Origin of the sequence: Pantoea sp. paga, from assembly GCF_007558755.1 — a bacterium.
In the GTDB taxonomy this organism is placed as follows: domain Bacteria; phylum Pseudomonadota; class Gammaproteobacteria; order Enterobacterales; family Enterobacteriaceae; genus Pantoea; species Pantoea agglomerans.
In genome coordinates this window covers 674,984-700,155 of sequence record NZ_VLTF01000001.1, presented here as the reverse complement: position 1 = coordinate 700,155, position 25,172 = coordinate 674,984, and the positions used below count along the sequence as shown (strand labels likewise).

Sequence of the window (25,172 nt, the reverse complement as noted above, 5' to 3'; positions counted from 1 at the left end):
GCGAATAATTGCCGGATAATCATAAAAGCAATACTGATTTCCTCGCTTTTACTTTCCAGCATTCTGACCTACACAGCAGGAGTCATTGAATGAACCAGACTAAGTCAGATCAGATATTGTGGGTAGATACCCTGAAGGGCGCCTGCATATTACTGGTGGTCCTGTACCACACGGTTTTACCCGGCTTTGAAGGGACGATGAAATATCTCTCTGCCGGATGGATCCCCGCCGAAATATGGATACAGTTTAATACGGTACTGTCGCCGCTGCGTATGCCCGCCTTCTTCTTTGTCTCGGGATTACTGGCGACCAATGGCATTCTGAACCGGCCATGGAAGCAGGTATTTACCAGTCGCATCACCAATCTTTTTTATCTCTATATTCTGTGGGGGTTTATTCAGTGGTGGTCAATTATCGGTATTTCCACTGAAATTACCGGCCAGCGTATTTCGCAGAATCTGAATGCCGCCTATGCGGGTTCGCTAGTCGAGTTTCTCAAGCTGACCTTTATGGCCATGAGTACCTCGTGGTATCTGTATGGGCTGGGACTCTATTTCCTCTGTGCCAAAGTTTTCCGTCAATATAAGCTGGCCCTGGTGGCGGTGGCGATCCTGCTGAATTATCTGGCGGCAGAAAAAGTGATCCCGTTCTGGGGACCACAGAGCCTGGCCCAATATTTTGTGTTCTTCCTGTTAGGGGCATTCTGGAGCCAGACGATGCTGCGCCTGAGTGAATGGCGGCGGGAGAATCTGATGCCCTGGGCGCTTCTGGCGGCAGCCGCCGGGATTCATGTGCTATTCGGTCTGGATAAGAGTCTGTTCCTGTGTGTACTGGCGGTGTTATTCAGTATCGCGGCCTGTCGCTGGCTGAATCAGCACTTCAGCATGCGTTATCTGAACTGGGTTGGCCGCAATACGCTGCAGATTTACGTTATCCACCGTATCTTTATCGAGTTTTTTGGTATGTCTGCGATTCTGTTCGCGCAGCGGCATCATCTGTTCGGGCAGACGTGGTTTTCGTTTCTCTGGGCCTGTTTCTATCCGGTGGCTATCGTGGGGCTTTGCTCGCTCTGTTCAGTGGCAATCTGGTCGCTGACCAATCGCGGGGTGGGGCAGTCGCTGTTTGTGTTCCCGACGTTAATGAAAAGGGCGCCTGGCGGCGCGAGCAGTGGGTAAGTTACGCCTGGCAGCGGGGAAGTTACGCTTTGCAGCGGGCTTGCACTGAGCGGGTTACGCCTGCAAGGCGATGGGGAGTTTCAGGTTACTTAGCCGCGCGTTAGCACTGAGCGGGTTTCGCCCGCCAGGCGATGGGGAGTTTCAGGTCACTTAGCCGCGCGTTAGCACTGAGCGGATTACGCCCGCCAGGCGATGGGGAGTTTCAGATTGCCTGTGCAGGCGGACGCGTCAAGGGGCGGACGCCCGCCCCTTAACAATCCCGGCGTCCGGCTGCCTGCGCGCCCCGCTGTGCGGGGTGCCTTCGTCACGCCCTGCGGCCGACGGACCGTCCGGACTCGCCATCCCTGGCTCGTGCCGTCCTTTCGCCGACGTCCTGTCGGCTCATCCTGGCCTGCGGTTGTTCCTCAGCGCTTCGGACGCCTCTGGCAAACCCCTGCCGGTGGGTTTGTTACCCGGACGGGCAGGGCTCAGGCCGCTGAAGGGGGGAAAGATTCATAAGGTTTCGCTTTGCAGCGGGCTGACGCTGAGCGGGTTACGCCCGCCAGGCGATGGGGAGTTTCAGATTGCCTGTGCAGGCGGACGCGTCAAGGGGCGGACGCCCGCCCCTTAACAATCCCGGCGTCCGGCTGCCTGCGCGCCCCGCTGTGCGGGGTGCCTTCGTCACGCCCTGCGGCCGACGGACCGTCCGGACTCGCCATCCCTGGCTCGTGCCGTCCTTTCGCCGACGTCCTGTCGGTTCATCCTGGCCTCCGGTTGTTCCTCAGCGCTTCGGACGCCTCTCACCAACCCCCGCCTTTAATATCTTTGTTTTTCGCAGATATAGTGTTGTCTTCTGGTTTGATAGCCAAAGACAATCTTTGAAACTCACAGCAGTTAAGTACTCAACATTAAGAGAAGAGATAACAGCGAGGGGGTGGGGAGGCCGTCAGAACCGCTGAGCGGATGAGGGATTTCAGGACGAGCGACAGGGATGTCGCGAAGAGGCGGGTTCGCGCCAGGGATGGCGCGTCCCGCTGGTCCGTGAGAAATCCTGAAGTAGCGAAGGAACCGCGAAGCGGCGGTGAAGCAGGCCGGAGCCCGGGGTCAAGGGGGCGCGGCGACTGGCGCCCCCTTGTCGGTCGCCTGCAGCGGCGAATCTGAAACTGCCTGGCTTACCAGGCGAACGAAACCTTCTCATAGCCCGTTCGCGCAGCGAACAACCCCAGCCTTAGCGCAGCACCCCAGCCCCGTTCGCGCAGCGAACAACTCCAGCCTTAGCGCAGCACCCCAGCCGGTTCGCGCAGCGAACAATCCCAGCTTCAGCGCTGCACCCCAGCCCGTTCGCGCAGCGAACAATCCCTGCGAACGCCCTTACCCTATGGTCATCAGGCTCGCATTACCGCCTGCCGCAGCGGTATTCACACTCAGCGAACGCTCAATCAGCAGACGCTCCAGCAGCAGATTGGTCTCGCCGCGGGCAAAGCCCTGCACCGAGACAATCGCGCCTTCACGTGCGGCAATCTGTTCACACAGGGTACGCAGCTGATCGGCATCACCGTGATATATCACCGCATCAAACTCTGCCGCTAACGGATCACGCGCCAGCGTGATGCGCGCTTTCACTGCCTCAGGTAGCGAAGCCAGCAGGGCGCGATGCAGCTCATCATCCTGCCACAGTGCTTTACTGCCGACGCTGGTCACCGCGGCCAGCTGGATTAACGCATCCTGCTCGTTATCAGCCAGACAGAGCACCTGATCACGTGGTAACAGTGAGAAGGTATTGCGCTCGCCTGTCGGGCCTGGCAGCAGACGGACCACGCCCGCCTGGGCCAGATCGCCATAGTGCTGGCAGAGTTCAGCCAGTTCAGGCTTATCCTTAGCCCAGTTGCTGAGCGCCAGATGCGGTGCCAGCAGTGACTGACGCAGCGTGCTGTCCGCCGGGCGTTCTGCATCCTGACGATCAAAAGTCAGACGCAGCGCACTATCCGGACGATGCGCCAGCAAGCGGTAAAGATAGAGCGGACCGCCCGCTTTCGGACCGGTGCCGGATAAGCCCTCGCCACCAAACGGCTGTACGCCGACCACCGCGCCCACCATATTGCGGTTGACATAAAGATTGCCGACTCGGGCGTTCGCCGTAACCTGTGCAATCGTTTCGTCGATGCGGGTATGTACGCCCAGCGTCAGGCCATAGCCGGATGCATTGATCTGCTCAACCAGCTGCGGCAGGTTAGTACGGGTGAAACGCACCACATGCAGTACCGGCCCAAAGATCTCTTTATCCAGATCGCTGACCTGACCCAGCTCAATCAGTGTCGGTTTAACAAAGGTGCCGCTATTCCACTCTTTGCTGTCCTGCGGGTTATCCTGCACCGCCTGATAGACCGTGAAGCCTTTATTACGCATCGCCTGAATATGGCGATCGATATTGGCTTTCGCTTCGGCATCAATGACCGGGCCGATGTCGGTCGAGAAGCGTTCCGGATTGCCCATGCGGCACTCCGCCATCGCGCCACGCAGCATCTTCAGGGTATGGTCGGCGACATCCTCCTGAATGCAGAGCAGGCGCAGGGCAGAACAGCGCTGTCCGGCACTGTCGAAGGCAGAGGCGACGATATCGATCACCACCTGCTCAGTCAGCGCAGAAGAGTCGACGATCATCGCATTCATCCCGCCGGTCTCAGCAATCAGCGGTACAGGACGACCGTGCTGGTCAAGGCGACCCGCCAGATTACGCTGCAGCAGTGTCGCCACCGCAGTTGAACCGGTAAACATCACGCCACGTACCCGAACGTCACCGGTCAGCTGTGCACCAACGGTTTCACCCTGACCAGGCAGCAGTTGCAGCACGCCAGGCGGCACACCCGCATCCAGCAGGATCTGAACCGCCTGTGCGGCAATCAGCGGTGTCTGCTCGGCCGGTTTGGCCAGCACGCTATTGCCCGCTGCCAGTGCAGCCGCAATCTGACCGGTAAAGATTGCCAGCGGGAAGTTCCATGGACTGATGCAGACCACCGGGCCCAGCGGACGATGAGTTTCGTTGTCGAAATCGTCACGCACCATTCCGGCGTAGTAATAGAGGAAATCAACCGCTTCGCGCACTTCCGCGATAGCGTTGTTGTAGGTTTTGCCCGCTTCACGCACCAGGATGCCGAGCAGCTGCTGCATCTGGCCTTCCATGATCTGTGCGGCGCGTTCCAGAATGGCGGCACGCTCCTGCGGCGGTGTTGCAAACCAGATCGGCCCACTGTTCACCGCGGCATCCAGCGCCACAGAAACTTCCTGCTCTGTGGCTTCACGGACCTGACCTACACGGTCGCCAGGCGCTGCCGGGTTCAGAATGTCGCTCAACTCGCCCGCACCCGCTTCACCGTCGATCATCGGCTCGGCCAGGCAGGGCTGTACGGCGCTGCTCAGCAGGGCGCTGGAGAGTGAGGCAAGACGGTGTTCGTTGGCCATATCCAGACCCGCAGAGTTGATGCGGTTATCGCCATACAGCTCGCGCGGCAGGGGGATTTTCGGATGCGGCAGACCAATGGCACCTTCGCTGGCACCCAGCTTCTCCACCGCGCTCACCGGATCGGCCACCAGTTCATCAATCGGCAGCGAGGTATCGGCAATGCGGTTAACAAAGGAGGTGTTGGCCCCGTTTTCCAGCAGGCGGCGCACCAGATAGGCCAGCAGGGTTTCATGGGTACCGACCGGCGCATAGATACGGCAGGGACGGTTAAGCTTGCCGTCCGCTACTTTGCCGACCACCTGCTCATACAGCGGTTCGCCCATGCCGTGCAGGCACTGGAACTCATACTGACCCGGATAGTAGTTGTTGCCCGCCAGCTGATAAATCGCCGCCAGGGTGTGGGCGTTGTGGGTGGCGAACTGCGGATAGATCAGGCTTGGCACGGCCAGCAGTTTGCGGGCACAGGCCAGATAAGAGATATCGGTGTAAACCTTGCGGGTGTAGACCGGATAGCCTTCCAGTCCTTCCATCTGGGCGCGCTTGATTTCGCTGTCCCAGTACGCGCCTTTCACCAGACGAATCATCAGGCGACGGCGGCTGCGCTGCGCCAGATCGATCAGCTCATCAATCACAAACGGACAGCGTTTCATGTAGGCCTGAATAACGAAACCGATGCCGTTCCAGCCTTCCAGCTCTGGCTCGAAACAGAGTTTCTCCAGTAAATCCAGCGACAGTTCCAGCCGGTCCGCCTCTTCCGCATCGATGTTGATGCCGATGTCATAGGAGCGGGCCAGCAGCGTCAGCGATTTCAGAATAGGGTAGAGCTCTTCCATCACGCGCTCATACTGCGCGCGGCTGTAGCGGGGATGCAGTGCTGAGAGCTTGATAGAGATGCCGGGACCTTCATAGATGCCGCGACCATTCGACGCTTTACCAATGGCATGGATCGCCTGCTGATAAGAGAGCAGATAGGCTTTGGCATCGCCTGCCGTCAGGGCCGCTTCGCCCAGCATGTCATAGGAGTAGCGGAAGCCTTTCTCTTCCAGCTTGCGGGCGTTAGCCAGCGCTTCGGCAATGGTTTCACCGGTGACGAACTGCTCGCCCATCAGACGCATCGCCATATCCACGCCTTTGCGGATCAGCGGTTCGCCACCCTTGCCGATAATGCGGTTAAGCGAGCTTGAGAGATTCGACTCGTTATGGGTCGAGACCAGACGGCCGGTAAACAGCAGGCCCCAGGTCGCCGCGTTGACAAACAGTGACGGGCTGCGTCCCAGATGTGACTGCCAGTTGCCGTTGCTGATCTTGTCGCGGATCAGCGCATCGCGCGTTGGCTTATCGGGAATACGCAGTAGCGCTTCAGCCAGACACATCAGCGCCACACCTTCATGGGAGGAGAGAGAGAACTCCTGCAGCAGGCTCTGCACCATGCCAGCGCGTCCGGTTGCCCCTTTCTGGTGCCGTAGCTTGTCGGCGAGCTGGTAAGCCAGCTGATGGGTTTTCTCTGCCAGCGCCGCCGGTAAACGTGCCTGTTCCAGCATCATTGGCACCGCATCGGTCTCCGGACGACGCCATGCGGCGGTCACCGCTGAACGGGTCACGGACTGAGGTAAAATCTGCTCTGCAAAATCAAGGAACGGCTGGTGCGTCTCCTCTGGCTGGGTGTCGTCGGACTCCGCGGCCGCCTGGGTAGAAAGCGGGATCTCCGGCACGGTATTGCCGGTTTCCAGCTGGCCCAGGTAGTTAAAGATCGCCTGTTTAATCAGCCAGTGCGGCGTGCGATCGATGCGCTGCGCAGCCAGTTTGATGCGCTCGCGTGTCGCGTCATCCAGTTTTACACCCATGGTGGTTGTAGCCATGACTCCAGAGCTCCTTGATAGTGGTTCGATACGGCGTTGGCTGCACTATCACTTAAGTTGCAACTTTGTGCAACCGTGTTAAATGTGAGCCAGTTAACACCCTTTTAACGTCGACGATTGTTAAATCCCGCAATGCGGCACGGATATTGCTGCAAGATCCTCGCCAGTCTGGCAGACCCGATGAAAAGCGGGTTTCAGGCAGGTAATACGATGGTGCAACCGGATAACTGTGAGCGAGTGCAACCTATGAGCACGTTTTCACAAACGGTTAGTGAAATCACTGTAACGCCTGTGTTAAATCCATTGTGCGCACAACGCCTTTCCGGCAGGATACCGCGCCGCTGGGAAATGAGTGACGCCCTGACGAAGAAAATCGGCCCGCTTTGCCCCGTTCCGGCAGGCGGGTAGCTGGCGATTTCTCTGGGATATCAAATAATAAGTGGAGAGACAGATGAGTGTAAGTACACCTTTGCTGGTGACCTTTTTGGTTTATATTCTTGGGATGGTATTAATCGGGTTTGTGGCTTATCGCTCAACCAAAAACTTTGATGATTATATCCTCGGTGGCCGCAGTCTGGGTAGCGTGGTTACGGCACTCTCTGCCGGTGCATCCGATATGAGCGGCTGGCTGCTGATGGGCTTACCGGGTGCGATCTTCATCTCCGGTATCTCTGAAAGCTGGATTGCGATTGGCCTGATTATTGGTGCCTGGCTGAACTGGAAAATCGTGGCCGGTCGCCTGCGGGTTCAGACCGAGCATCACAACAACGCGCTGACGCTGCCGGACTTCTTCACCAGCCGTTTTGAAGATCACAGTAAAATCCTGCGCGTGATCTCCGCCATTGTCATCCTGGTGTTCTTTACCATCTATTGCGCCTCGGGCGTGGTGGCCGGTGCGCGTCTGTTTGAAAGCACCTTTGGTATGAGTTACCAGACCGCTCTGTGGGCGGGCGCAGCGGCGACCATTCTCTATACGCTGGTGGGTGGTTTCCTGGCGGTGAGCTGGACCGATACCGTTCAGGCGAGCCTGATGTTTTTTGCGCTGATTCTGACGCCGGTGTTTGTGATTATCGCGGTCGGCGGCTGGTCTGATTCGCTGGCGGTGATTGAAGCGAAGAGCCTGGAAAACCTCGACATGCTGAAGGGACTGAACTTTGTCGCGGTGATCTCCCTGCTCGGCTGGGGCCTGGGCTACTTCGGGCAGCCCCATATTCTGGCGCGCTTTATGGCGGCAGATTCGCATCGTTCAATCCGTACCGCTCGCCGTATCGGTATGACCTGGATGGTGCTCTGTCTGGCCGGTGCCGTGGCGGTGGGCTTCTTCGGTATCGCCTACTTCCAGAACAACCCGACGCTGGCGGTTGGCGTTAACGCCAATGCGGAGCGGGTCTTTATTGAGCTGGCGCGTATCCTGTTCAACCCATGGATTGCCGGTATTCTGCTGTCAGCGATCCTGGCAGCCGTGATGTCAACGCTGAGCTGTCAGCTGCTGGTCTGCTCCAGCGCCCTGACCGAAGATCTCTACAAAGGCCTCCTGCGTAAAAATGCCAGCCAGAAAGAGCTGGTATGGGTAGGGCGTCTGATGGTGCTGCTGGTGGCGCTGATTGCGATTGCGCTGGCGGCTAATCCGGAAAACCGCGTGCTGGGCCTGGTGAGCTACGCCTGGGCGGGCTTCGGTGCAGCATTTGGTCCGGTTGTGCTGTTTGGTGTCTGCTGGAAGCGGATGAACCGCAACGGTGCGCTGGCGGGCATGATCGTCGGTGCGCTGACCGTGCTGGTGTGGAAACAGTATGGCTGGCTGGGACTGTATGAAATCATCCCGGGCTTCATTTTCGCCAGCATCGCCATTGTGGTGTTCACGCTGATGGGACGTGAGCCTTCAGCGGAAGCGCAGCAGCGCTTTGCCGCTGCAGAGGCGGAGTTCCGGACAAAATAAGCGAGGCGTTAATCGCCTGGCCCGTCCCGAAAGGGGCGGGCTTTTTTGTTACAAAGATAAACCACTCAAAGATGAAATTATCTCCACCGGCAACTTGTTTTTTTCTCAGCGATAATGATAATCGGTATCGTTTACATTTTACCTGATTTTACTGTTTATTGACGCTGCTTAACATTCAAGAGGTTGGCGATGTTTGTTCCTTTTCTCATCATGCTGCGCGAAGGGCTTGAAGCCGCGCTGATAGTCAGCCTGATAGCCAGCTATCTCAAACGCACCCAGCGCACCCAATGGTTTCCCGCGATGTGGGCAGGCGTGTTTATTGCCGCCGGGCTCTGTCTGGGCCTGGGTCTGTTCATCAATGCCACCACCGGTGAGTTTCCGCAGAAAGAGCAGGAGCTGTTTGAGGGCATCGTGGCGCTGATTGCGGTGGTGATCCTCACCTCAATGGTCTTCTGGATGCGCAAAGTCGCCCGTAACATCAGGGTCGAGCTTGAACAGGCGGTCGATCAGGCGCTGCAACGCTCAGGTCGTGGCGGTCTGGCGCTGGTGCTGATGGTGTTTCTTGCCGTGGCGCGCGAAGGGCTGGAGTCGGTGTTCTTCCTGCTGGCGGCGTTTACCCAGGATGTCGGTTACGCACCGCCGATTGGCGCGGTGCTGGGTCTGGCAACCGCGGTCGTGCTGGGCATGCTGCTCTACTGGGGCGGAATCCGTCTTAACATGGCCCATTTCTTCCGCTGGACCAGCGTATTCATCCTGTTTGTCGCCGCAGGTCTGGCAGCGGGCGCCATCCGCGCCTTCCACGAAGCGGGTTTGTGGAATCGCTTTCAGGACGTTGCCTTCGATCTCAGCAATACCTTATCGACCCACTCGCTGTTCGGCACCCTGCTGGAAGGGGTGCTGGGTTATCAGGAGACCCCAAGCGTCAGTGAAGTGACCGTTTACTTCGCCTACCTGATCCCGGCGCTGATTCTGTTCTTTATGCCTGCACGTTCTGCTGCGTCGGCCACTGTGTAATTTGACATTTAACGGGCGCATCTTACGCCTGCAACATGATAGGGAAAGAGAGATGACAATGCGTTTCCGCCGCAAGGCACTGCTGCTTCCTCTGCTGGCGATCTCCGCAACGGCGGCCGCGGCGGTTCCTCAGGTTACCGTAAGCGTCACCGACAAGCAGTGCGAGCCGATGAGCTTAACGGTCAAGGCCGGTAAGACCCAGTTCCTGATTAAAAACAACAGCCAGAAAGCGCTGGAGTGGGAGATCCTCAAAGGGGTGCTGGTGGTTGAAGAGCGTGAGAATATCGCGCCGGGCTTTAGTCAGAAACTGACCGCCAATCTGGAGGCGGGCGAATATGAGATGACCTGTGGCCTGCTGAGCAATCCAAAAGGCAAGCTGATCGTGCAGGCCGGTGAGGGCGCAGAGAAAAGTGGCACCTCAGCACGCCTGCAGCTGGAAGGCCCGATCACCGAATATAAAGCCTATGTGACCGACCAGGTGAAACAGCTGGTGAGCAACACCCAGGCCTTTACTGATGCCGTCAAAGCGGGTGATGTTGAAAAAGCCAAAGCGCTGTTTGCTCCGACCCGTCAGTATTATGAGCGCATTGAGCCGATTGCGGAGCTCTTCTCCGATCTCGACGGCAGCATTGACGCCCGTGAAGATGACTATGAGAAGAAAGCGGCCGATCCTAAGTTCACCGGTTTCCACCGTCTGGAGAAAGCGCTGTTTGCTGATAACAGCACGAAAGGCATGGCGGACTACGCTGAGCAGCTGAATAAAGATGTGAAAGATTTGCAGGTGCGCATCAGCGAACTGGCCTTCCCGCCAGCTAAAGTGGTCGGCGGCGCAGCCGGTCTGATTGAAGAGGTCGCTTCCAGCAAAATTTCCGGTGAAGAAGATCGCTACAGCCGGACTGACCTGTGGGACTTCCAGGCGAACATTGATGGCGCGCAGAAAATCGTTGAGCTGCTGCGACCCATGGTAAGCAAAGCCAATCCGCAGTTGCTGGCTAAAGTTGACGCCAACTTCAAAAAAGTGGATGCGATCCTGAGTAAATACCGCACCAAAACCGGTTTTGAATCCTATGAGAAACTGACCAGCGCCGACCGTAACGCGCTGAAAGGACCGATCACCGCACTGGCGGAAGATCTTTCATTACTTCGTGGCACCCTGGGTCTGGATTAATCATGAGTCGTAAGGAAGATGACGCGCAGCCTGCGCGTCGTCGTTTACTGAAAGGACTGGGGCTGCTGGGTGGCGCGGCAACGCTGGGCGGCGGCTGTCCGTTCCATGCCGCCGCCGCCGACAGCTTTTCGCCGGGGACGGTTACGCCGCAGGCCCGACAGCAGATGCAGCCGTTTTATGGTCAGCATCAGGCGGGTATCACGACCCCACAGCAGGCATCGATGATGCTGGTGGCGTTTGATCTGCTCAGCAGCGATAAAGCGGAGCTGGTGCGTCTGTTCCGGTTGCTGACCCAGCGTATCGCCTTCCTGACCACGGGCGGTCCGGCACCGGTAGTTACCAATCCGCAGCTGCCGCCGATGGATTCCGGCATTCTTGGGGCGACTATCGCGCCTGATAATCTGACGATTACTGTGTCGGTCGGCAATTCACTGTTTGATGAACGCTTTGGTCTGGCGCCGCACAAGCCGAAAAAATTGCAGCCGATGACTCGCTTTCCCAATGATTCGCTGGATGCCAGTCAGTGTCATGGCGATCTGCTGTTGCAGCTCTGTGCCAACACTCAGGATACGGTGATTCATGCCCTGCGGGATATCATCAAGCATACGCCTGACCTGCTTGGCGTACGCTGGCGGCGTGAAGGCTTTATCTCCGATCATGCCGCGCGCAGTCAGGGGCAGGAGACCCCGATCAACCTGCTGGGTTTCAAAGATGGCACCGCCAATCCCGATACCCACAATCCTGCTCTGATGAATCAGCTGCTGTGGGTGACAGACGATCAGGACGAACCGGTCTGGGCGCGCAATGGCAGCTATCAGGCTGTACGGTTAATCCGCTTTCACGTCGAAATGTGGGATCGCACGCCGCTGGGCGAGCAACAGACTATCTTTGGTCGCGAGAAATTAAGTGGCGCCCCGCTGGGGATGCAGCATGAACGCGACGTTCCGGATTACGCCCGTGATCCGGACGGGGAAGTGATTGCGCTGGATGCGCATATACGTCTTGCCAATCCCCGCACACCAGAGACGGCAAGCAGCCTGATGCTGCGGCGCGGCTACAGTTACTCCGCGGGTATCTCTGCATCGGGACAGCTGGAGATGGGATTGCTGTTCGTCTGCTATCAGCACGATCTGGAACGCGGCTTTCTTACGGTGCAGCGGCGCCTGAACGGCGAAGCGCTGGAAGAATATATCCGGCCTTTTGGCGGCGGTTACTTTTTTGTTTTGCCCGGTGTACCAGACGCCAGCCATTATTTAGGGCAGTCGTTGCTGGAGGCCTGATTAAATTTCAACCACTGTGGGCGAACCTGTTCTGGTCGCCCACGTTTTACGGTTTTCGTGCTTTGCTGGCTGAGGTTAAACTGAGTTTTAGCGGTTGTTTGATGTATATCAAATAAGCTAATTAACTGAAATTAAAAGCTTTTACATTTTGCCTTAAAAGAAATGCATACAGGTGATTAGCAATTCTTTTGCCAGCAGGTAAAATTACTATTGCAAAGGCCCAACAAAATGGTGCACTTTATTAAACAGGCGTAATCGGATGTGTTGATGTATCACACTGGAGTTCGCGCATGGGTCGAGTCTTTAATGGAAAGTCACTGTCAGTAAATAAATTGCGCCTGACCGCGAGGGCAATTCTGCCTCGTTATTTCTTCCTTCCTTCAACCATCTCTTTTGTCTTATCGCATCCTGTTTTATCCGGTGTTCAGCTACGCTATTGCGCTGCTGCATACCCACTATCCTGTCCTGTCATGGCTCAAAAGGAAGCCAACTGAAACCTCTAAAGCGTTCACGTTATCGCAACGGGCCACCGGCCTGACGCAGGAAATGAAACCAACTGAAAGGTGCCACTATGGGAAGACAGAAAGCAGTGATCAAAGCGCGTCGTGAAGCAAGAAGAGTGCTTCGTAGTGACTCAAGAAGTCATCGTCAGCGTGAAGAAGAGTCGGTCACTTCGCTGGTGCATATGAGTGGACTGGATGCCATTGGCATGGCGCGCGATACGCGTGACCGCTTGCCGATTGAAGCCCGTAATGAAGCTCAGTCGCACTATCTTAACGCCATAGAGAGAAAACAGCTGATCTTCGCAACCGGTGAAGCCGGCTGCGGTAAAACCTGGATCAGTGCCGCAAAAGCGGCTGAGGCCCTGATTAATAAGGATATCGACAGGATTATCGTTACGCGCCCGGTACTGCAGGCAGATGAGGATCTGGGATTCCTTCCCGGCGATATTTCTGAGAAATTCGCGCCTTATTTCCGCCCGGTTTATGACATTCTGGTTAAACGTCTTGGCGCATCCTTTATGCAATATTGTCTGCGTCCTGAAATTGCCAAGGTAGAGATTGCACCGTTCGCCTATATGCGTGGTCGCACCTTCGAAAATGCTGTGGTAATTCTGGACGAGGCGCAGAACGTCACCGCCGCGCAGATGAAAATGTTCCTGACCCGACTGGGCGAAAACGTCACGGTCATTGTTAACGGCGATATTACCCAGTGCGACTTGCCCGCTGGGGTGCCTTCCGGTCTCGCAGACGCGCTGGCGCGTTTCGAAGAGGACGAGATGGTTGGCATTGTACGCTTCGGCAAAGAAGATTGTGTGCGTTCTGCGCTGTGTCAGCGCACCCTGCACGCGTATAGCTAGCGTTTGATTGAGTAGAAGTGTAGCGCCCAAACCCGGCTCCGGCCGGGTTTTCTTATTGTGGGGCAGGGCTGCGCCCGTGGTCGTTCCCCGGCGGGGGTTTCTCACACCCCTCTCAGAGTGCAATATGCAAAAAAAAGAGCCTGAACAAAAGTTCAGGCTCTTCTTTGAAGATGGCGGTGAGAGAGGGGTTCGAACCCTCGATACGTTGCCGTATACACACTTTCCAGGCGTGCTCCTTCAGCCACTCGGACACCTCACCAGATTTACTTCGCTGACCGCGATGGGTCAACGGGGCGGTACTATAGGGAGTCGGTTGAAAACGGTCAAGTACTATTTTTCTCTTTTGATCTATTCGCTTAAGCTCTGAACGAATCGATTTACTGCGGCATAAAACCCGCCGTTTTACCGGCCACATCCCGCCATACTGATGAGCCCGGTCAGGTGAGTTTTATGGCAGCAAATAAACCGGGGCGGCGTTCTCAACCTTGTTACTGGTCAGACGCTACCCCGACTGATGCCGGAATCAGCTCTTCACTCTGTTAGCGAAACTTTTCCGCAGCTTCTGCAGTTTCGGTGGAATGACCGCCATGCAGTAGCCGTTGCGCTGGCCCGCGCCTTCCCAGTAATCCTGATGATAAGCTTCAGCGGGATACCACTCTTTCAGCGGCTCAATGGTGGTCACCACCGGCACATCATGGTCAGCCTGAGCGCGGGCAATGGCGGCGCGTGCCTCCGCTTCCTGCTCTGTATTGGCCGGGAAAATGGCGGAACGATACTGGGTGCCAATATCATTACCCTGACGGTTAAGCTGGGTCGGATCATGCGTCACAAAGCTGATATCCAGCAGATCGCCAAAGCTGACTTTCTCCGGGTCGAAGCCAATGCGGATCGCTTCTGCATGACCGGTCGCACCGCTGCAGACCTGCTCATAAGTCGGATTAGGACGGGCACCACCGGTATAACCGCTTTCCACCGACTCAACGCCGATCACATCCTTAAATACCGCTTCGGTACACCAGAAACAGCCGCCAGCGATAACTGCGTATTCGATTGCCATAATAATTTACTCCTGTCAGGTCGAAAGAGGTGAATGGGGGCGCGGCAGACCGCTTTCAACTAGATCAGCATCTCCGGTTTAAAATCGCCGCTCTTATCCAGTATTTTGTCGCTCATCACGCTGAACCGGCCTTCGCCAGTGTAGTGCAGGGTAGTGGGATATTCCGGCTGCTCGGCAACGTGCGCTTTAACAATCTCAAAAATAAACAGGTTGTAGTTGGCGACCATCGAATCGTCATAAAGCTGACACTCAAAGCTGGCAAAACATTCGGCAATCATCGGCGCGCCAACCACCTGAGCGGGTTCCGGCGTCAGGCCAAATGCCTCAAACTTATCAATGCTGTCGCCGTGGCTGTTGCCGATTGCCACAACTTCATCAATCAGCGAGGCAGAAGGAATGTTCAGCACGCACTGACCGCTGTTGCGGATCAGCTCATGGCTGTGGTTCATACCGGCAATCATACAGCCGACCAGTGACGGAGAAAACTCCAGCACCGTGTGCCAGCCGAGCGTCATGATGTCATGTTGATCTCCGTACTGCGAACTGAGCAGCAGCACCGGTCCGGGTTCAAGGTATTTGCGGGCTTTGCTGACCGGAAAAGCATATTTGTGCATGCGTTGGCTCATGGCGTAACTCCTGTAACGGAACGTAGCCATTAAGTGTAGAGCACCGGGCGGATGCAGCAGGGGTGACAGCGGGCAGAAATGCGAGGTTGATGGCGGCGTGCGGCAGCGCGGACATTTTTAGCGGCAGTATCGCGAGCTTAAGGTTTCCTTAATATGCAATCGCGATACTGCCTGCTTTAACTGAGGATGATGCTATGAAAACTGCTCCTGTTGCTCTGCCTGTGACTGCTCCGCGTCCGATGAGTGAATATGCTGCACTGCTGATTGCCGCAGCCACGGTCGTTATGTTCCTCTCCGCCTGGTTCAGCGCTTAAAACTTCACCACGGCACGACAACCGCTTCGGTCGCGGAGGTTCTCTAAGAAAAACTGAAACCGGTGTAACTGGACGATGCGGCTGACAATGCTCAGCCCGAGTCCGATACCGCCATAGCGACTGTCCATCCGGATAAACGCTTTACTCAGCTCGCCACTTTTACTCTCATCAATTCCCGGACCCTGATCTTCCACCACCAGCATCAGCTGAGGAGTTAACACCAGCTGCACACTGATGGTGCTGTTATCCGGGCTGTAGCGATGGGCGTTCTCAACCAGGTTACGCAGCAACATCTTCAGCAGCGTGGCATCACCGCGCACAAACTGCTCCTGCGGCAGATCGAGGATCAGCCTCTGTTGATGCGCTTCCAGCATGATACTCAGCTCCGACTCCATTGGCAGGATCACATCTTCAATCAGCCCCACGTTCTGATAGGTGCCAGAGGTAAAGGACTGTCCGGCGCGCGCCAGATTCAGCAGTTGCGACACACTGTGCGTCATCTGATCCAGGCGCTGCACCAGCGGCTGAACTTTGACATCACTGTTACGTTCGATTAGCTCCAGATGCAGCCGCAATCCCGCCAGCGGCGTGCGCAGCTCATGTGCCACGTCGGCGGTGAACAACCGTTCGCGCTCCAGACTGCTGTTCAGACGCGCGACCAGCTGGTTTATCGCCTGCGTCACCGCATCGATCTCCTGAACCTGGCTGTGGCAGGCGACGGGATCAAGATTCTCTTCGCTGCGACTCTCCAGTTCGCGCTGCAGCTGATAAAGCGGCCGGGTAATCCATTTCACCGCCTGATAGCAGAGCAGCAGCGTCAGGGTAATCATCACCAGACTTGGCACTGCCAGGCTGGCTACCGCTTCATGCACTTCACGCTTAACGTGACTGTCCATGTTGCGCTTCTGCAACTGCGCTTCCACCAGAAACTGAATCTGCTCTTTGCTCTCATGCCAAAGCCAGACCACGCTGATCACCTGGAAAACCAGCAGGATCAGACCGATGGTCAGGATGAGGCGAAAGCGCATACTGCGATGATCGAAACGTCTTATCATGTTGCCTCACGAACGCCATCCTGCGTCACCAGCGCATAGCCAAAACCGCGCACGGTGCGGATAGCGCTTTTGCCGATTTTGTCGCGCAGATTATGGATATGCACTTCCAGGGTATTAGTAGAAGGCTCGGTCTCCCAGTTATAGATATCCTGGTAGAGAATCTCACGGTGAACCGGATTCCCGGCCTTGAGCATCAGCCGTGACAGAATCGCAAACTCTTTGGGTGTCAGATCCAGCAGTACGTCGCTGAGCGTAATCTGGCGATGGGTCATATCCAGCGCCAGCGCACCTACTCTGACATGACTGTCGCCCTGATTGACGTGGCGGCGGATCAGCGCGCGGATACGCGCCAGCAACTCATCCAGCGAGAACGGTTTGATCAGATAGTCGTCCGCGCCTGCGTCGAGTCCGGCAATGCGTTCGCTGATGGTGTCGCGTGCGGTCAGGATCAGCACGGGTGTCATCTTCTTCTGCCGCCGCAGTCGTATCAGAAAATGCAGTCCATCTTCATCCGGCAGGCCAAGATCCAGCACCACCAGACTATACAGGCCGCTGGCGAAATGCGCTTCAGCATCCCGCACCCGCGTAACGCCATCACAGACGTAGCCTTCACCTTCCAGCGCCAGCATCAGCCCCTGCAGCAGCAGGGCGTCATCTTCAACAATCAGTATCTTCATTAAGGTTGGCTCCGACACGACGTCAAAATATCATCCGCAGGCACATATTCGTGGGTCGCGGTGCCGGTTAATCCCAGCATGGTTGAAAACAGATTATCCTGTGAAAAATCGTCTGTCGCCGCCAGTTTATTCAGGCAGCCGCGATTAACCGCATAACGTTTCTGATAATCATCGGAAAGCCAGATCAGCAACGGCACATGTTTCTGGGTGTCTGGCGCGATAGCATAGGGCAGGCCATGCAGGTAAGCACCATTTTCACCCAGGGATTCGCCATGGTCAGACAGATAGACCAGGCTGGTGGTGAAGCGGTCCTGATGCGCACGCAGTACGTTAATGGCTTTATCGACGATGTGATCCACATTGACCAGCGTGTTGTCATAGGTGTCGATCAACTGTTGTTGCGAACAGTCCTGGATCTGGTTGGTGTCGCAGGTCGGTTCAAACTGACGAAACTGTGGCGGATAGCGATGGCTGTAAGTCGGGCCATGACTGCCAATGGTGTGCAACACAATCACCGCGTTGCCTTTTAACTGGCTGATGTAATCATCCAGACCGTGGAACAGCACGTCGTCGTAACACTCACCATCAATACACATGCCGGGCAGGTTCAGGCTGGTCATGTCCTGATGCGGAACGCGATCGCAGGCCCCTTTACAACCCCCATCGTTCTCATTCCACAACACGCTGATCCCGGCGCGCTGAATAATATCCAGCAATCCCTCCTGATGGGCAGCCAGCACATCATCATAGTGGGCGCGCGGCATGTTGGAGAACATGCAGGGCACGGAGACCGCCGTCGCCGTTCCGCATGAGGTGGTGTGCGGGAAATAGATCACATTATCTTTCGCCAGTAAGGGGTTGGTCAGGCGACCGTAACCGCCCAGCGAGAAATTTTGCGCGCGTGAGGTTTCGCCCAGCACCAGAATCGTCAGATTCGGCTTGCCACTGCTGCGGCTGGGCTGCAGGTGCGCATCTTCACCGATACGAATCAGCGGCGCGTTCTGTAACTGCTCATGCTTATACCAGGAGAGCGTCGCCGCGATGCTGTTAGAGGGGCTCAGCGCTTTTACCAGTTCGCGGTTGTTACGGAACAGCGAAGCGTAATCTTTATAGAAGAGCAGGGCGATCAGCACAATCAGCGCTGCTGACAGCAATACGCTGAGCAGTCGCGCCAGCACGCCGCGCCACTGCTGCTTTTTGATTCGCGGCCAGAACAGCAGCAACGCCATCAGTACGCCGGAGGTGAGCAGGGTTACGAGCAGCTGTGGCGTAATCAGCGCAAAGGATTCCGAGGCGGTGGTATCCATCATGTTGGTGATCATTGAGCGATCGACCACGATGTTATAGGTGTGAATAAAGAACTGTGCCGAGGCGGAGAGCAGAATAAACAGCGCGGCCAGCAGCCGATCCAGCCAGATAAACGAGGCCAGCGTAATCACGATATTGATCACGCTAAAGGCGACCAGCGGCATCGATAAAAAGACCAGCGTGGTGTGCAGGTCGTTCAGTGGCATCACTGCCAGCACCTGACGGTAATAGGCAACGTTAAGGAAAACCGCGATGTAAATCGCAGCCAGAATCAGCAACGTAAGGCGGCTAATCAGCGGCCTCTTCAGGTTAAACGCCATGTGAGCAGGAACCAGAGTAATAAAAGTGTCACGAGAATGCGCTTTCAATATTAGGAATACCTTAAGAAGCTTAAGCTTTGGGGAGTGCCGACTCAGCCGGGTGGAATACGTGTGTGACTCCAGTCAGCAGTGGATCGCGTCCGGCCCGATCATCGGAAGCGCAGCAGAATGGGATGGTGCTTTTATGCTGACTTAACCGCAGCGGCTGGCATGAAACCTGCATCTTTCTGGCATAACCCCTGTTAATGACTACACTTACTGTGAAGATGTTCTCAGTTAGCCAGTATTGTCAGCAATGCGCTTGCAAGTTTGAGGAGAGTGACCTATCCAGTTACCGCGTTTTATGCCTCAATCACCGCTTTATCAGAATTTCCCGCTTGCTGACCTGACTGCGTCAGGACATTCTTGTTTTAACTCAATGTTTTATTAAAATTCGATTTTCAGGAGAAGTAACGTGACCCAAGCGGCAGACACCCATGCCAGGTACCCGACATTAAGCAGCGGGCAGTACGCCTTCTTTTTTGATGTCGACGGCACGCTGGCAGCGATTCAGTCCCGTCCCGAAGCGGTATTTATTCCTGAGCAGGTCATCGCGCAACTGCAGCGGCTCTCTGCACTCTCGCAGGGCGCGCTGGCGCTGGTCTCCGGCAGATCCATAGAACAACTCGATGCGCTGGCCGCTCCCTGGTACGGTCCGGCTGCGGGCGTACATGGTGCAGAGCGCCGTGATGCAGAGGGTAATCTGCAACGCATCAGCCTGCCGGTCGAGGTGGAGCAATCGCTCAGGACGGAGTTGCAGGATGCCATGGCATCCTGGCCGGGCACCCAGCTGGAGGTAAAAGGCATGGCTTTCGCACTTCACTATCGCCAGGCGATGCAGCATGAGCAGGATGTGATGCGACTGGCTGAACAATCAGTGAAACGTTTTCCCGGACTGGCGCTTCAGCCGGGGAAATGTGTGGTTGAGATTAAACCGGCGGGTATCGATAAAGGCGCCGCGATTAGCGATTTTATGGAGCAGCCCCCTTTTGCCGGACGTACGCCGGTCTTTATTGGCGACGATCTGACGGATGAGAAGGGCTTTCTGGCCGTGAACGCACGGCAGGGCGTCTCGATCAAAGTCGGAGAAGGTTCCACCCAGGCCCATTATCGGCTTCATGATGTCGATGCGGTTTACGGCTGGCTGGAAAGAACATTATTACTATCAGATCAAGACAACGTCGGTAAGGAGTTTAGGTTATGAGTCGTTTAGTGGTTGTATCTAACCGTGTCGCCATGCCCGATGGGTCAAAAACCAGCGCTGGCGGTTTGGCCGTCGGTATTCTCGATGCACTGAAAAGCACCGGTGGACTGTGGTTTGGCTGGAACGGTGAAATCAGCGAGTACACAGGCGAAGAGGTAGAAGATGTCACGGTTCAGGAATATGAAGGTATTGAGTATGCCTCGTTCCCGCTGAGCCAGAACGATTACGATCTCTACTATTGCCAGTTCTCAAACACTGTCATCTGGCCCGCATTCCATTATCGCCTTGACCTGGTACAGTTCCAGCGGGAAGCGTGGGAAGGGTATTGCGACGTTAACGATGCGGTGGCACAGCGTTTAAAACCGCTGATTAAGCCGGATGATATTGTCTGGATCCACGATTATCACTTTTTACCGTTTGCAGCCGCGCTGCGTCGGGCGGGCATTAATAACCGCATCGGCTTCTTCCTGCATATTCCCTTCCCGACGCCTGAAATATTTAATGCGCTGCCGCCGCACAAAGAGTTGCTGGAAATGCTGTGTGAATATGACCTGCTGGGTTTCCAGACCGAATCGGATCGGGTGGCCTTCCTCGACAGCGTCAGCCAGCTCACGCAGCTGCATAATAAGGGCGACAAAAAACATCGCGCCTTTGGCAACACCTTTATGACTGAGGTGTATCCCATCGGGATTGAGCCAGACAGTATTAAAGAGATGGCCGAAGGGCCGCTGCCACCGAAAATGGCCGCTATGAAGAAAGAGCTGGGCGATGCACGCAATATTATTGCCTGTGAACGTCTCGACTATTCCAAAGGTCTGCCTGAGCGTTTTCTTGCTTATGAAGCGCTGCTGGAGAACTTCCCGCAGCATCGCGGCAAAATCCGCTACTCGCAGATTGCACCGACCTCGCGCGGCGATGTGCAGGCGTATCAGGATATCCGTCATCAGCTGGAGACCGAAGCAGGGCGCATCAACGGTAAATACGGTACGCTGGGCTGGACCCCGCTCTACTATCTTAACCAGCATTTTGACCGTCGCCTGCTGATGAAAATTTTCCGCCTGACCGATGTCGGTCTGGTCACGCCGCTGCGTGATGGTATGAACCTGGTGGCGAAAGAATATGTGGCTGCGCAGGACCCGGATGATCCTGGTGTACTGGTGCTGTCGCGCTTTGCGGGTGCGGCCAACGAGCTCACCTCCGCGCTGATTGTAAATCCGTATGACCGTGATGAAGTGGCCGCCGCGCTGGATAAGGCGATTACTATGCCGCGTACCGAAAGGATTTCACGCTACAACGACATGATGGCGGTATTGCGTAAAAATGATATTACCGCCTGGCGTGAAGGCTTCCTGAAAGACCTGGAACGCATTGAACCGCGCAGCGTTGACCACAACACGGTTAACAAGGTCGCGACCTTCCCAAAACTCGCCTGATATCTGTTCTGACTCAGGTTATGAAAGCAGCGGCGCCTTTACGGCGTCGCTGCTTTTTTTCGGCCCAGCTCACAGAAAACTCGCCCGCTATCTGTTAATGACCCTTTGCTACGATTCTACGCTGATGACGTCAGTGGCTGCCCGGAGTGGCCCGATAAATGCAGGGAAGCCCGAAAGCCCCGTCAAATCAGCCTCTGCCGCTTTCTTTACCTTCTTTACTCAAGTTTCTCTTCAGGCTGCCGATAGTAATAGTGCCAACGTATAACCCCTCGTTAATTCATTCGACTTTCTTATATAACCCCTTGTTACATTGGGTATCATAGGCTGTACACCCCGCCAACACTGTTAACGCCAGGTTGTCAGAAATCTTCCCTGCTGCCGTATAAACCTTAACGGTTTCATTACTCACCCTCTGCGATACTCCCCTTAAGTAACTAATTTCACAGCAAATACCCGCACGGTGCGGCAGCATAATATGCTGATAACCTTTCTTTGGGTGGTTCTAAATAGGGTGTTAAAACGATTAACACCCGATATTCATTCCGGACCGCGCAAAGCGTCGAATAGAGATGCTTTTACCCCCTATTAAACCTTTCTCAGGACCAATTGGACTTAAAACCGGGCTTTTTTGATCAAAAAATGACCAGTCGGTAAGTAATGGTAAAGGGTTGCTGAAGAAATTTGCGTTAAAAGTGTGATCTGCGTCACACTTTATCTAAAATTTCACATTACTGTCGTTGTATGTGGAAATCAGACGATATAGATTTGCGTTGTTTTCGGAATAGTCCTAAAAAATGTAAGAAGACGTCACGGAAGATGTCCAGAACTCGAAAATAAAATGGCATGGATTTTCGACCTTCGGTGGGTCTGAAACCCACACAAAAATGGAAGGCGAAAACGGTGACATTAAAGTTACATGAAGTTTTTTTTGCCATCTTTTGATTTAACAAACAGCAGCTCGAACCGCAGATTTATTCTGCGATACAGTTACGTCGCATCTCTCAGGATGGAAAAATAATGGGCACCTCTGAAGTACTGAAACATATCTACGATCTCAACTTGTCTTATTTACTGCTTGCGCAGCGTTTAATTAACCAGGATAAAGCTTCTGCAATGTTTCGCCTCGGAATTGACGAGAAAATGGCGAACGCATTATCTGAATTAACATTGCCTGAGATGGTAAAAATGGCGGAAACCAATCAACTGGTTTGCCAGTTTCGTTTTACCGATAGCAGCACCATTAATCGCCTGACGCAGGAATCACGCGTGGATGATTTACAACAAATCCACACCGGCATTTTATTATCGAGCCGTTTACTGCGTAATGCGTCTAAAGATGATGCACCTGCTAAAAAGAGAGCAATGTCATGAGTGAGAAAAGTATTGTTCAGGAAGCACGTGATATTCATCTCGCGATGGAGCTCATCACATTAGGTGCCCGCTTACAGATGCTTGAGAGCGAAACCCAGCTGAGCCGCGGTCGTCTGATCAAGCTCTATAAAGAATTACGTGGCAGTCCGCCACCGAAAGGCATGCTGCCGTTCTCTACGGACTGGTTTATGACGTGGGAGCAGAACATTCATGCTTCTATGTTCTGTAACGCCTGGAAGTTTTTACTGAAAACCGGGTTGTGCAGCGGCGTCGATGCCGTGATTAAAGCTTACCGCCTGTATCTTGAACAGTGTCCTCAATCGGACGAGGGCCCGCTGTTGGCGCTGACTCGTGCCTGGACCCTGGTCCGATTCGTTGATAGCGGTATGCTGGAACTGGCAGATTGTAAAAGCTGCAACGGCAGCTTTATTAATCATGCGCATCAGCCGGTTGGCAGCTTTACCTGCAGCCTGTGCCAGCCACCATCACGGGCAGTAAAAAGACGTAAACTTTCTGCAGAACCTGCCGATATGTTTCCACAACTGCTGGATGAACAGGTTAAACACGCCGTTTAAGTTTGTTCGCACTGTGGAAGCCATCCAGCAGCGGTTAATACCGCTGCTTTTTTTTTGCTTGCGGTTCAGGAATAACATCTGCGGCTCTCTGGCTTAACTTCCACCAACACGTTACGGACGTAAGGATTTTTTTGTGCTGATAATTATAGGTTACCTGATTGTTTTAGGCTCCGTGTTGGGCGGATATGCGCTGGTAGGTGGCCATCTGGGCGCGCTTTATCAGCCAGCCGAATTATTAATGATCGGCGGTGCCGGTGCCGGTGCTTTTTTAGTCGGCAACAACGGTAAATCGATTAAAAAAACGCTTAAGGCGCTGCCTAAGTTATTTCGCGGCTCCAAATACAATAAAGCCATTTACATGGATTTAATGGCGCTGCTTTATCGCCTGATGGCGAAGTCGCGTCAGCAGGGCATGTTATCGCTGGAAAGCGATATTGAAGATCCGAGCCAGAGTGAAATTTTTGCTAATTATCCCCGCATTCTTGCCGATAAACAGTTAGTGGATTTTATTACTGACTATTTGCGCCTGATGGTGAGCGGCAACATGAACGCCTTTGAAATCGAAGCGTTGATGGATGAAGAGATTGAGACCTACGAACACGAATGTGACGTACCAGCGCAAAGTATTGCTGCAGTGGGTGATGGTCTTCCGGCATTCGGTATCGTCGCCGCGGTAATGGGCGTGGTCCATGCACTGGCTTCGGCCGATCGTCCGGCCGCTGAACTCGGTGCGCTGGTCGCACATGCGATGGTGGGCACCTTCCTGGGCATCTTGCTGGCGTACGGGTTTGTCTCTCCACTCTCGTCAGTACTGCGTCAGAAATGTGCGGAAACCACCAAGATGATGCAGTGCATTAAGGTCACATTGCTGTCGAGCCTGAATGGTTACGCGCCGCAGATTGCGGTGGAATTTGGTCGTAAGACGCTCTATTCCGCCGAGCGTCCGTCGTTCAGCGAACTGGAAGAGCACGTACGTAACGCCAAGAACCCGGCTAAACAGACTTCAGACGAGGCTTCATGAAACACGGCAATCGCCCAATTGTGCTGATCAAAAAGCGCAAACATAAAGGCCATGAAGGCAGCCACGGATCGTGGAAGATTGCCTACGCCGACTTTATGACGGCGATGATGGCCTTTTTTATGGTGATGTGGCTGCTCTCAATCGCCAACCCGCAGGAGCTGGTGCAGATAGCAGACTACTTCAAAACACCGCTGAAGGTAGCGATTACCGGCGGGGCGCGCAGCAGCGACAGCGAGAGCCCGATCCCCGGCGGCGGTGATGATCCGACTAAAAAGATAGGCGAAGTGAACAAAGTCGTCGATATGGACGCCCAGAAACGCAAGCTGGATGAGATTCGTCTTAACCGGCTGCGTGAAAAGCTCGACCAGCTGATTGAAGCGGATCCGCGTCTGAAAGCGCTGCGCCCGCATCTGATCATCAACATGGTGGAAGAGGGGCTGCGTATTCAGATTATCGACAGCCAGAATCGCCCGATGTTTAAGACCGGTCGGGCCGAGGTTGAGCCCTATATGCGCGATATTCTGCGTGCGATAGCGCCAGTCCTTAACGACATTCCGAACCGCATCAGCCTGGCCGGACATACCGATGATTTTCAGTATGCCAGCGGTGACAAAGGCTACAGCAACTGGGAACTGTCGACAGACCGTGCTAACGCCTCACGCCGTGAACTGGTGATGGGCGGCTTAGACAGCGGAAAAATTTTACGGGTGTTGGGTATGGCCGACACCATGCGCCTGAAAAATCGTGGCGGTAATGACGCCGTTAACCGCCGCATCAGCCTGCTGGTGTTGAACCACGACACCGAAGCGGCAATAGAAAAAGAGAACGCAGAAAGTGATGCCGTCCAGATCAGCGATCCGGCGGCCATTGAACAGATTACCGCACCTGCAACACCAGGCGGCGCGGTGAATACAGCAGCCCCCTCACAGCCGAGGTGATTC

At 55.0% G+C, this 25,172-nt stretch carries 18 protein-coding genes and 1 tRNA gene; 12 read left to right on the top strand and 7 right to left on the bottom strand.

Annotation, left to right across the window (positions count from 1 at the left end):
- The first annotated feature begins 89 nt into the window (after nucleotides 1–89).
- Nucleotides 90–1,175 (top strand): acyltransferase family protein, encoded by a 1,086-nt coding sequence (locus tag FOV68_RS03320; RefSeq protein WP_143990309.1) that lies wholly within the window; start codon nucleotides 90–92, stop codon nucleotides 1,173–1,175.
- 1,350 nt (nucleotides 1,176–2,525) lie between these two features.
- Here FOV68_RS03320 and putA read toward each other — a convergent pair.
- Nucleotides 2,526–6,473, bottom strand: coding sequence for a trifunctional transcriptional regulator/proline dehydrogenase/L-glutamate gamma-semialdehyde dehydrogenase (gene putA, locus FOV68_RS03315; protein ID WP_143990308.1), 3,948 nt, complete (start codon nucleotides 6,471–6,473; stop codon nucleotides 2,526–2,528).
- Nucleotides 6,474–6,924: 451 nt separating this feature from the next.
- Here putA and putP point away from each other — a divergent pair, with 451 nt between their 5' ends.
- The 5 genes from putP to phoH all read left to right on the top strand — a co-directional run bounded on the left by putP (nucleotide 6,925) and on the right by phoH (nucleotide 13,231).
- Nucleotides 6,925–8,409 carry a sodium/proline symporter PutP gene (gene putP, locus FOV68_RS03310; RefSeq protein ID WP_083067804.1) on the top strand — a complete coding sequence of 495 codons (1,485 nt, stop codon included), beginning with the start codon at nucleotides 6,925–6,927 and terminating at the stop codon, nucleotides 8,407–8,409.
- Between the two features lie 189 nt (nucleotides 8,410–8,598).
- On the top strand, nucleotides 8,599–9,423 hold the full coding sequence (efeU, locus tag FOV68_RS03305; protein WP_031593440.1) for an iron uptake transporter permease EfeU: 825 nt from the start codon (nucleotides 8,599–8,601) through the stop codon (nucleotides 9,421–9,423).
- Nucleotides 9,424–9,475: 52 nt separating this feature from the next.
- Entirely contained in the window at nucleotides 9,476–10,591 is a 1,116-nt protein-coding gene (gene efeO, locus FOV68_RS03300) for an iron uptake system protein EfeO (RefSeq protein ID WP_115758683.1), read from the top strand.
- 2 nt (nucleotides 10,592–10,593) lie between these two features.
- Nucleotides 10,594–11,871, top strand: coding sequence for an iron uptake transporter deferrochelatase/peroxidase subunit (gene efeB, locus FOV68_RS03295; RefSeq protein WP_143990307.1), 1,278 nt, complete (start codon nucleotides 10,594–10,596; stop codon nucleotides 11,869–11,871).
- A gap of 571 nt (nucleotides 11,872–12,442) precedes the next feature.
- Nucleotides 12,443–13,231 carry a phosphate starvation-inducible protein PhoH gene (gene phoH / locus FOV68_RS03290; protein ID WP_039391138.1) on the top strand — a complete coding sequence of 263 codons (789 nt, stop codon included), beginning with the start codon at nucleotides 12,443–12,445 and terminating at the stop codon, nucleotides 13,229–13,231.
- Nucleotides 13,232–13,402: 171 nt separating this feature from the next.
- Here phoH and FOV68_RS03285 read toward each other — a convergent pair.
- The 6 genes from FOV68_RS03285 to eptA all read right to left on the bottom strand — a co-directional run bounded on the left by FOV68_RS03285 (nucleotide 13,403) and on the right by eptA (nucleotide 18,588).
- Nucleotides 13,403–13,490: transfer RNA gene (locus FOV68_RS03285), tRNA-Ser, on the bottom strand.
- A 264-nt stretch (nucleotides 13,491–13,754) separates the two neighbouring features.
- Nucleotides 13,755–14,288 (bottom strand): peptide-methionine (S)-S-oxide reductase MsrA, encoded by a 534-nt coding sequence (gene msrA / locus FOV68_RS03280; RefSeq protein ID WP_064705007.1) that lies wholly within the window; start codon nucleotides 14,286–14,288, stop codon nucleotides 13,755–13,757.
- A 59-nt stretch (nucleotides 14,289–14,347) separates the two neighbouring features.
- Nucleotides 14,348–14,914, bottom strand: coding sequence for a flavin reductase family protein (locus FOV68_RS03275; protein ID WP_031594590.1), 567 nt, complete (start codon nucleotides 14,912–14,914; stop codon nucleotides 14,348–14,350).
- A gap of 310 nt (nucleotides 14,915–15,224) precedes the next feature.
- Nucleotides 15,225–16,283 (bottom strand): two-component system sensor histidine kinase PmrB, encoded by a 1,059-nt coding sequence (gene pmrB, locus FOV68_RS03270; RefSeq protein WP_143990306.1) that lies wholly within the window; start codon nucleotides 16,281–16,283, stop codon nucleotides 15,225–15,227.
- On the bottom strand, nucleotides 16,280–16,960 hold the full coding sequence (pmrA, locus tag FOV68_RS03265) for a two-component system response regulator PmrA (RefSeq protein ID WP_010670822.1): 681 nt from the start codon (nucleotides 16,958–16,960) through the stop codon (nucleotides 16,280–16,282). Before pmrA ends, pmrB begins: the two co-directional genes overlap by 4 nt.
- A complete protein-coding gene (eptA, locus tag FOV68_RS03260; RefSeq protein ID WP_143990462.1) occupies nucleotides 16,960–18,588 on the bottom strand; it encodes a phosphoethanolamine transferase EptA in 1,629 nt (542 codons plus the stop codon). Before eptA ends, pmrA begins: the two co-directional genes overlap by 1 nt.
- Nucleotides 18,589–19,042: 454 nt before the next feature.
- Here eptA and otsB point away from each other — a divergent pair, with 454 nt between their 5' ends.
- The 6 genes from otsB to motB all read left to right on the top strand — a co-directional run bounded on the left by otsB (nucleotide 19,043) and on the right by motB (nucleotide 25,169).
- Nucleotides 19,043–19,831, top strand: coding sequence for a trehalose-phosphatase (otsB, locus tag FOV68_RS03255; protein ID WP_143990305.1), 789 nt, complete (start codon nucleotides 19,043–19,045; stop codon nucleotides 19,829–19,831).
- Entirely contained in the window at nucleotides 19,828–21,264 is a 1,437-nt protein-coding gene (gene otsA, locus FOV68_RS03250) for an alpha,alpha-trehalose-phosphate synthase (protein WP_143990304.1), read from the top strand. The genes otsB and otsA overlap by 4 nt, the downstream gene beginning before the upstream one ends.
- A 1,017-nt stretch (nucleotides 21,265–22,281) precedes the next feature.
- Nucleotides 22,282–22,635: a flagellar transcriptional regulator FlhD gene (flhD, locus tag FOV68_RS03245; RefSeq protein ID WP_010258528.1), complete on the top strand. Its 354-nt coding sequence runs from the start codon at nucleotides 22,282–22,284 to the stop codon at nucleotides 22,633–22,635.
- The gene (gene flhC, locus FOV68_RS03240; protein WP_010258532.1) at nucleotides 22,632–23,210 is read left to right on the top strand and encodes a flagellar transcriptional regulator FlhC; all 579 of its coding nucleotides are present in this window, start codon (nucleotides 22,632–22,634) and stop codon (nucleotides 23,208–23,210) included. The genes flhD and flhC overlap by 4 nt, the downstream gene beginning before the upstream one ends.
- Before the next feature lie 133 nt (nucleotides 23,211–23,343).
- Nucleotides 23,344–24,231 (top strand): flagellar motor stator protein MotA, encoded by an 888-nt coding sequence (gene motA / locus FOV68_RS03235; protein WP_031591454.1) that lies wholly within the window; start codon nucleotides 23,344–23,346, stop codon nucleotides 24,229–24,231.
- Entirely contained in the window at nucleotides 24,228–25,169 is a 942-nt protein-coding gene (gene motB / locus FOV68_RS03230; protein WP_010258536.1) for a flagellar motor protein MotB, read from the top strand. Before motA ends, motB begins: the two co-directional genes overlap by 4 nt.
- Nucleotides 25,170–25,172 lie beyond the last annotated feature (3 nt).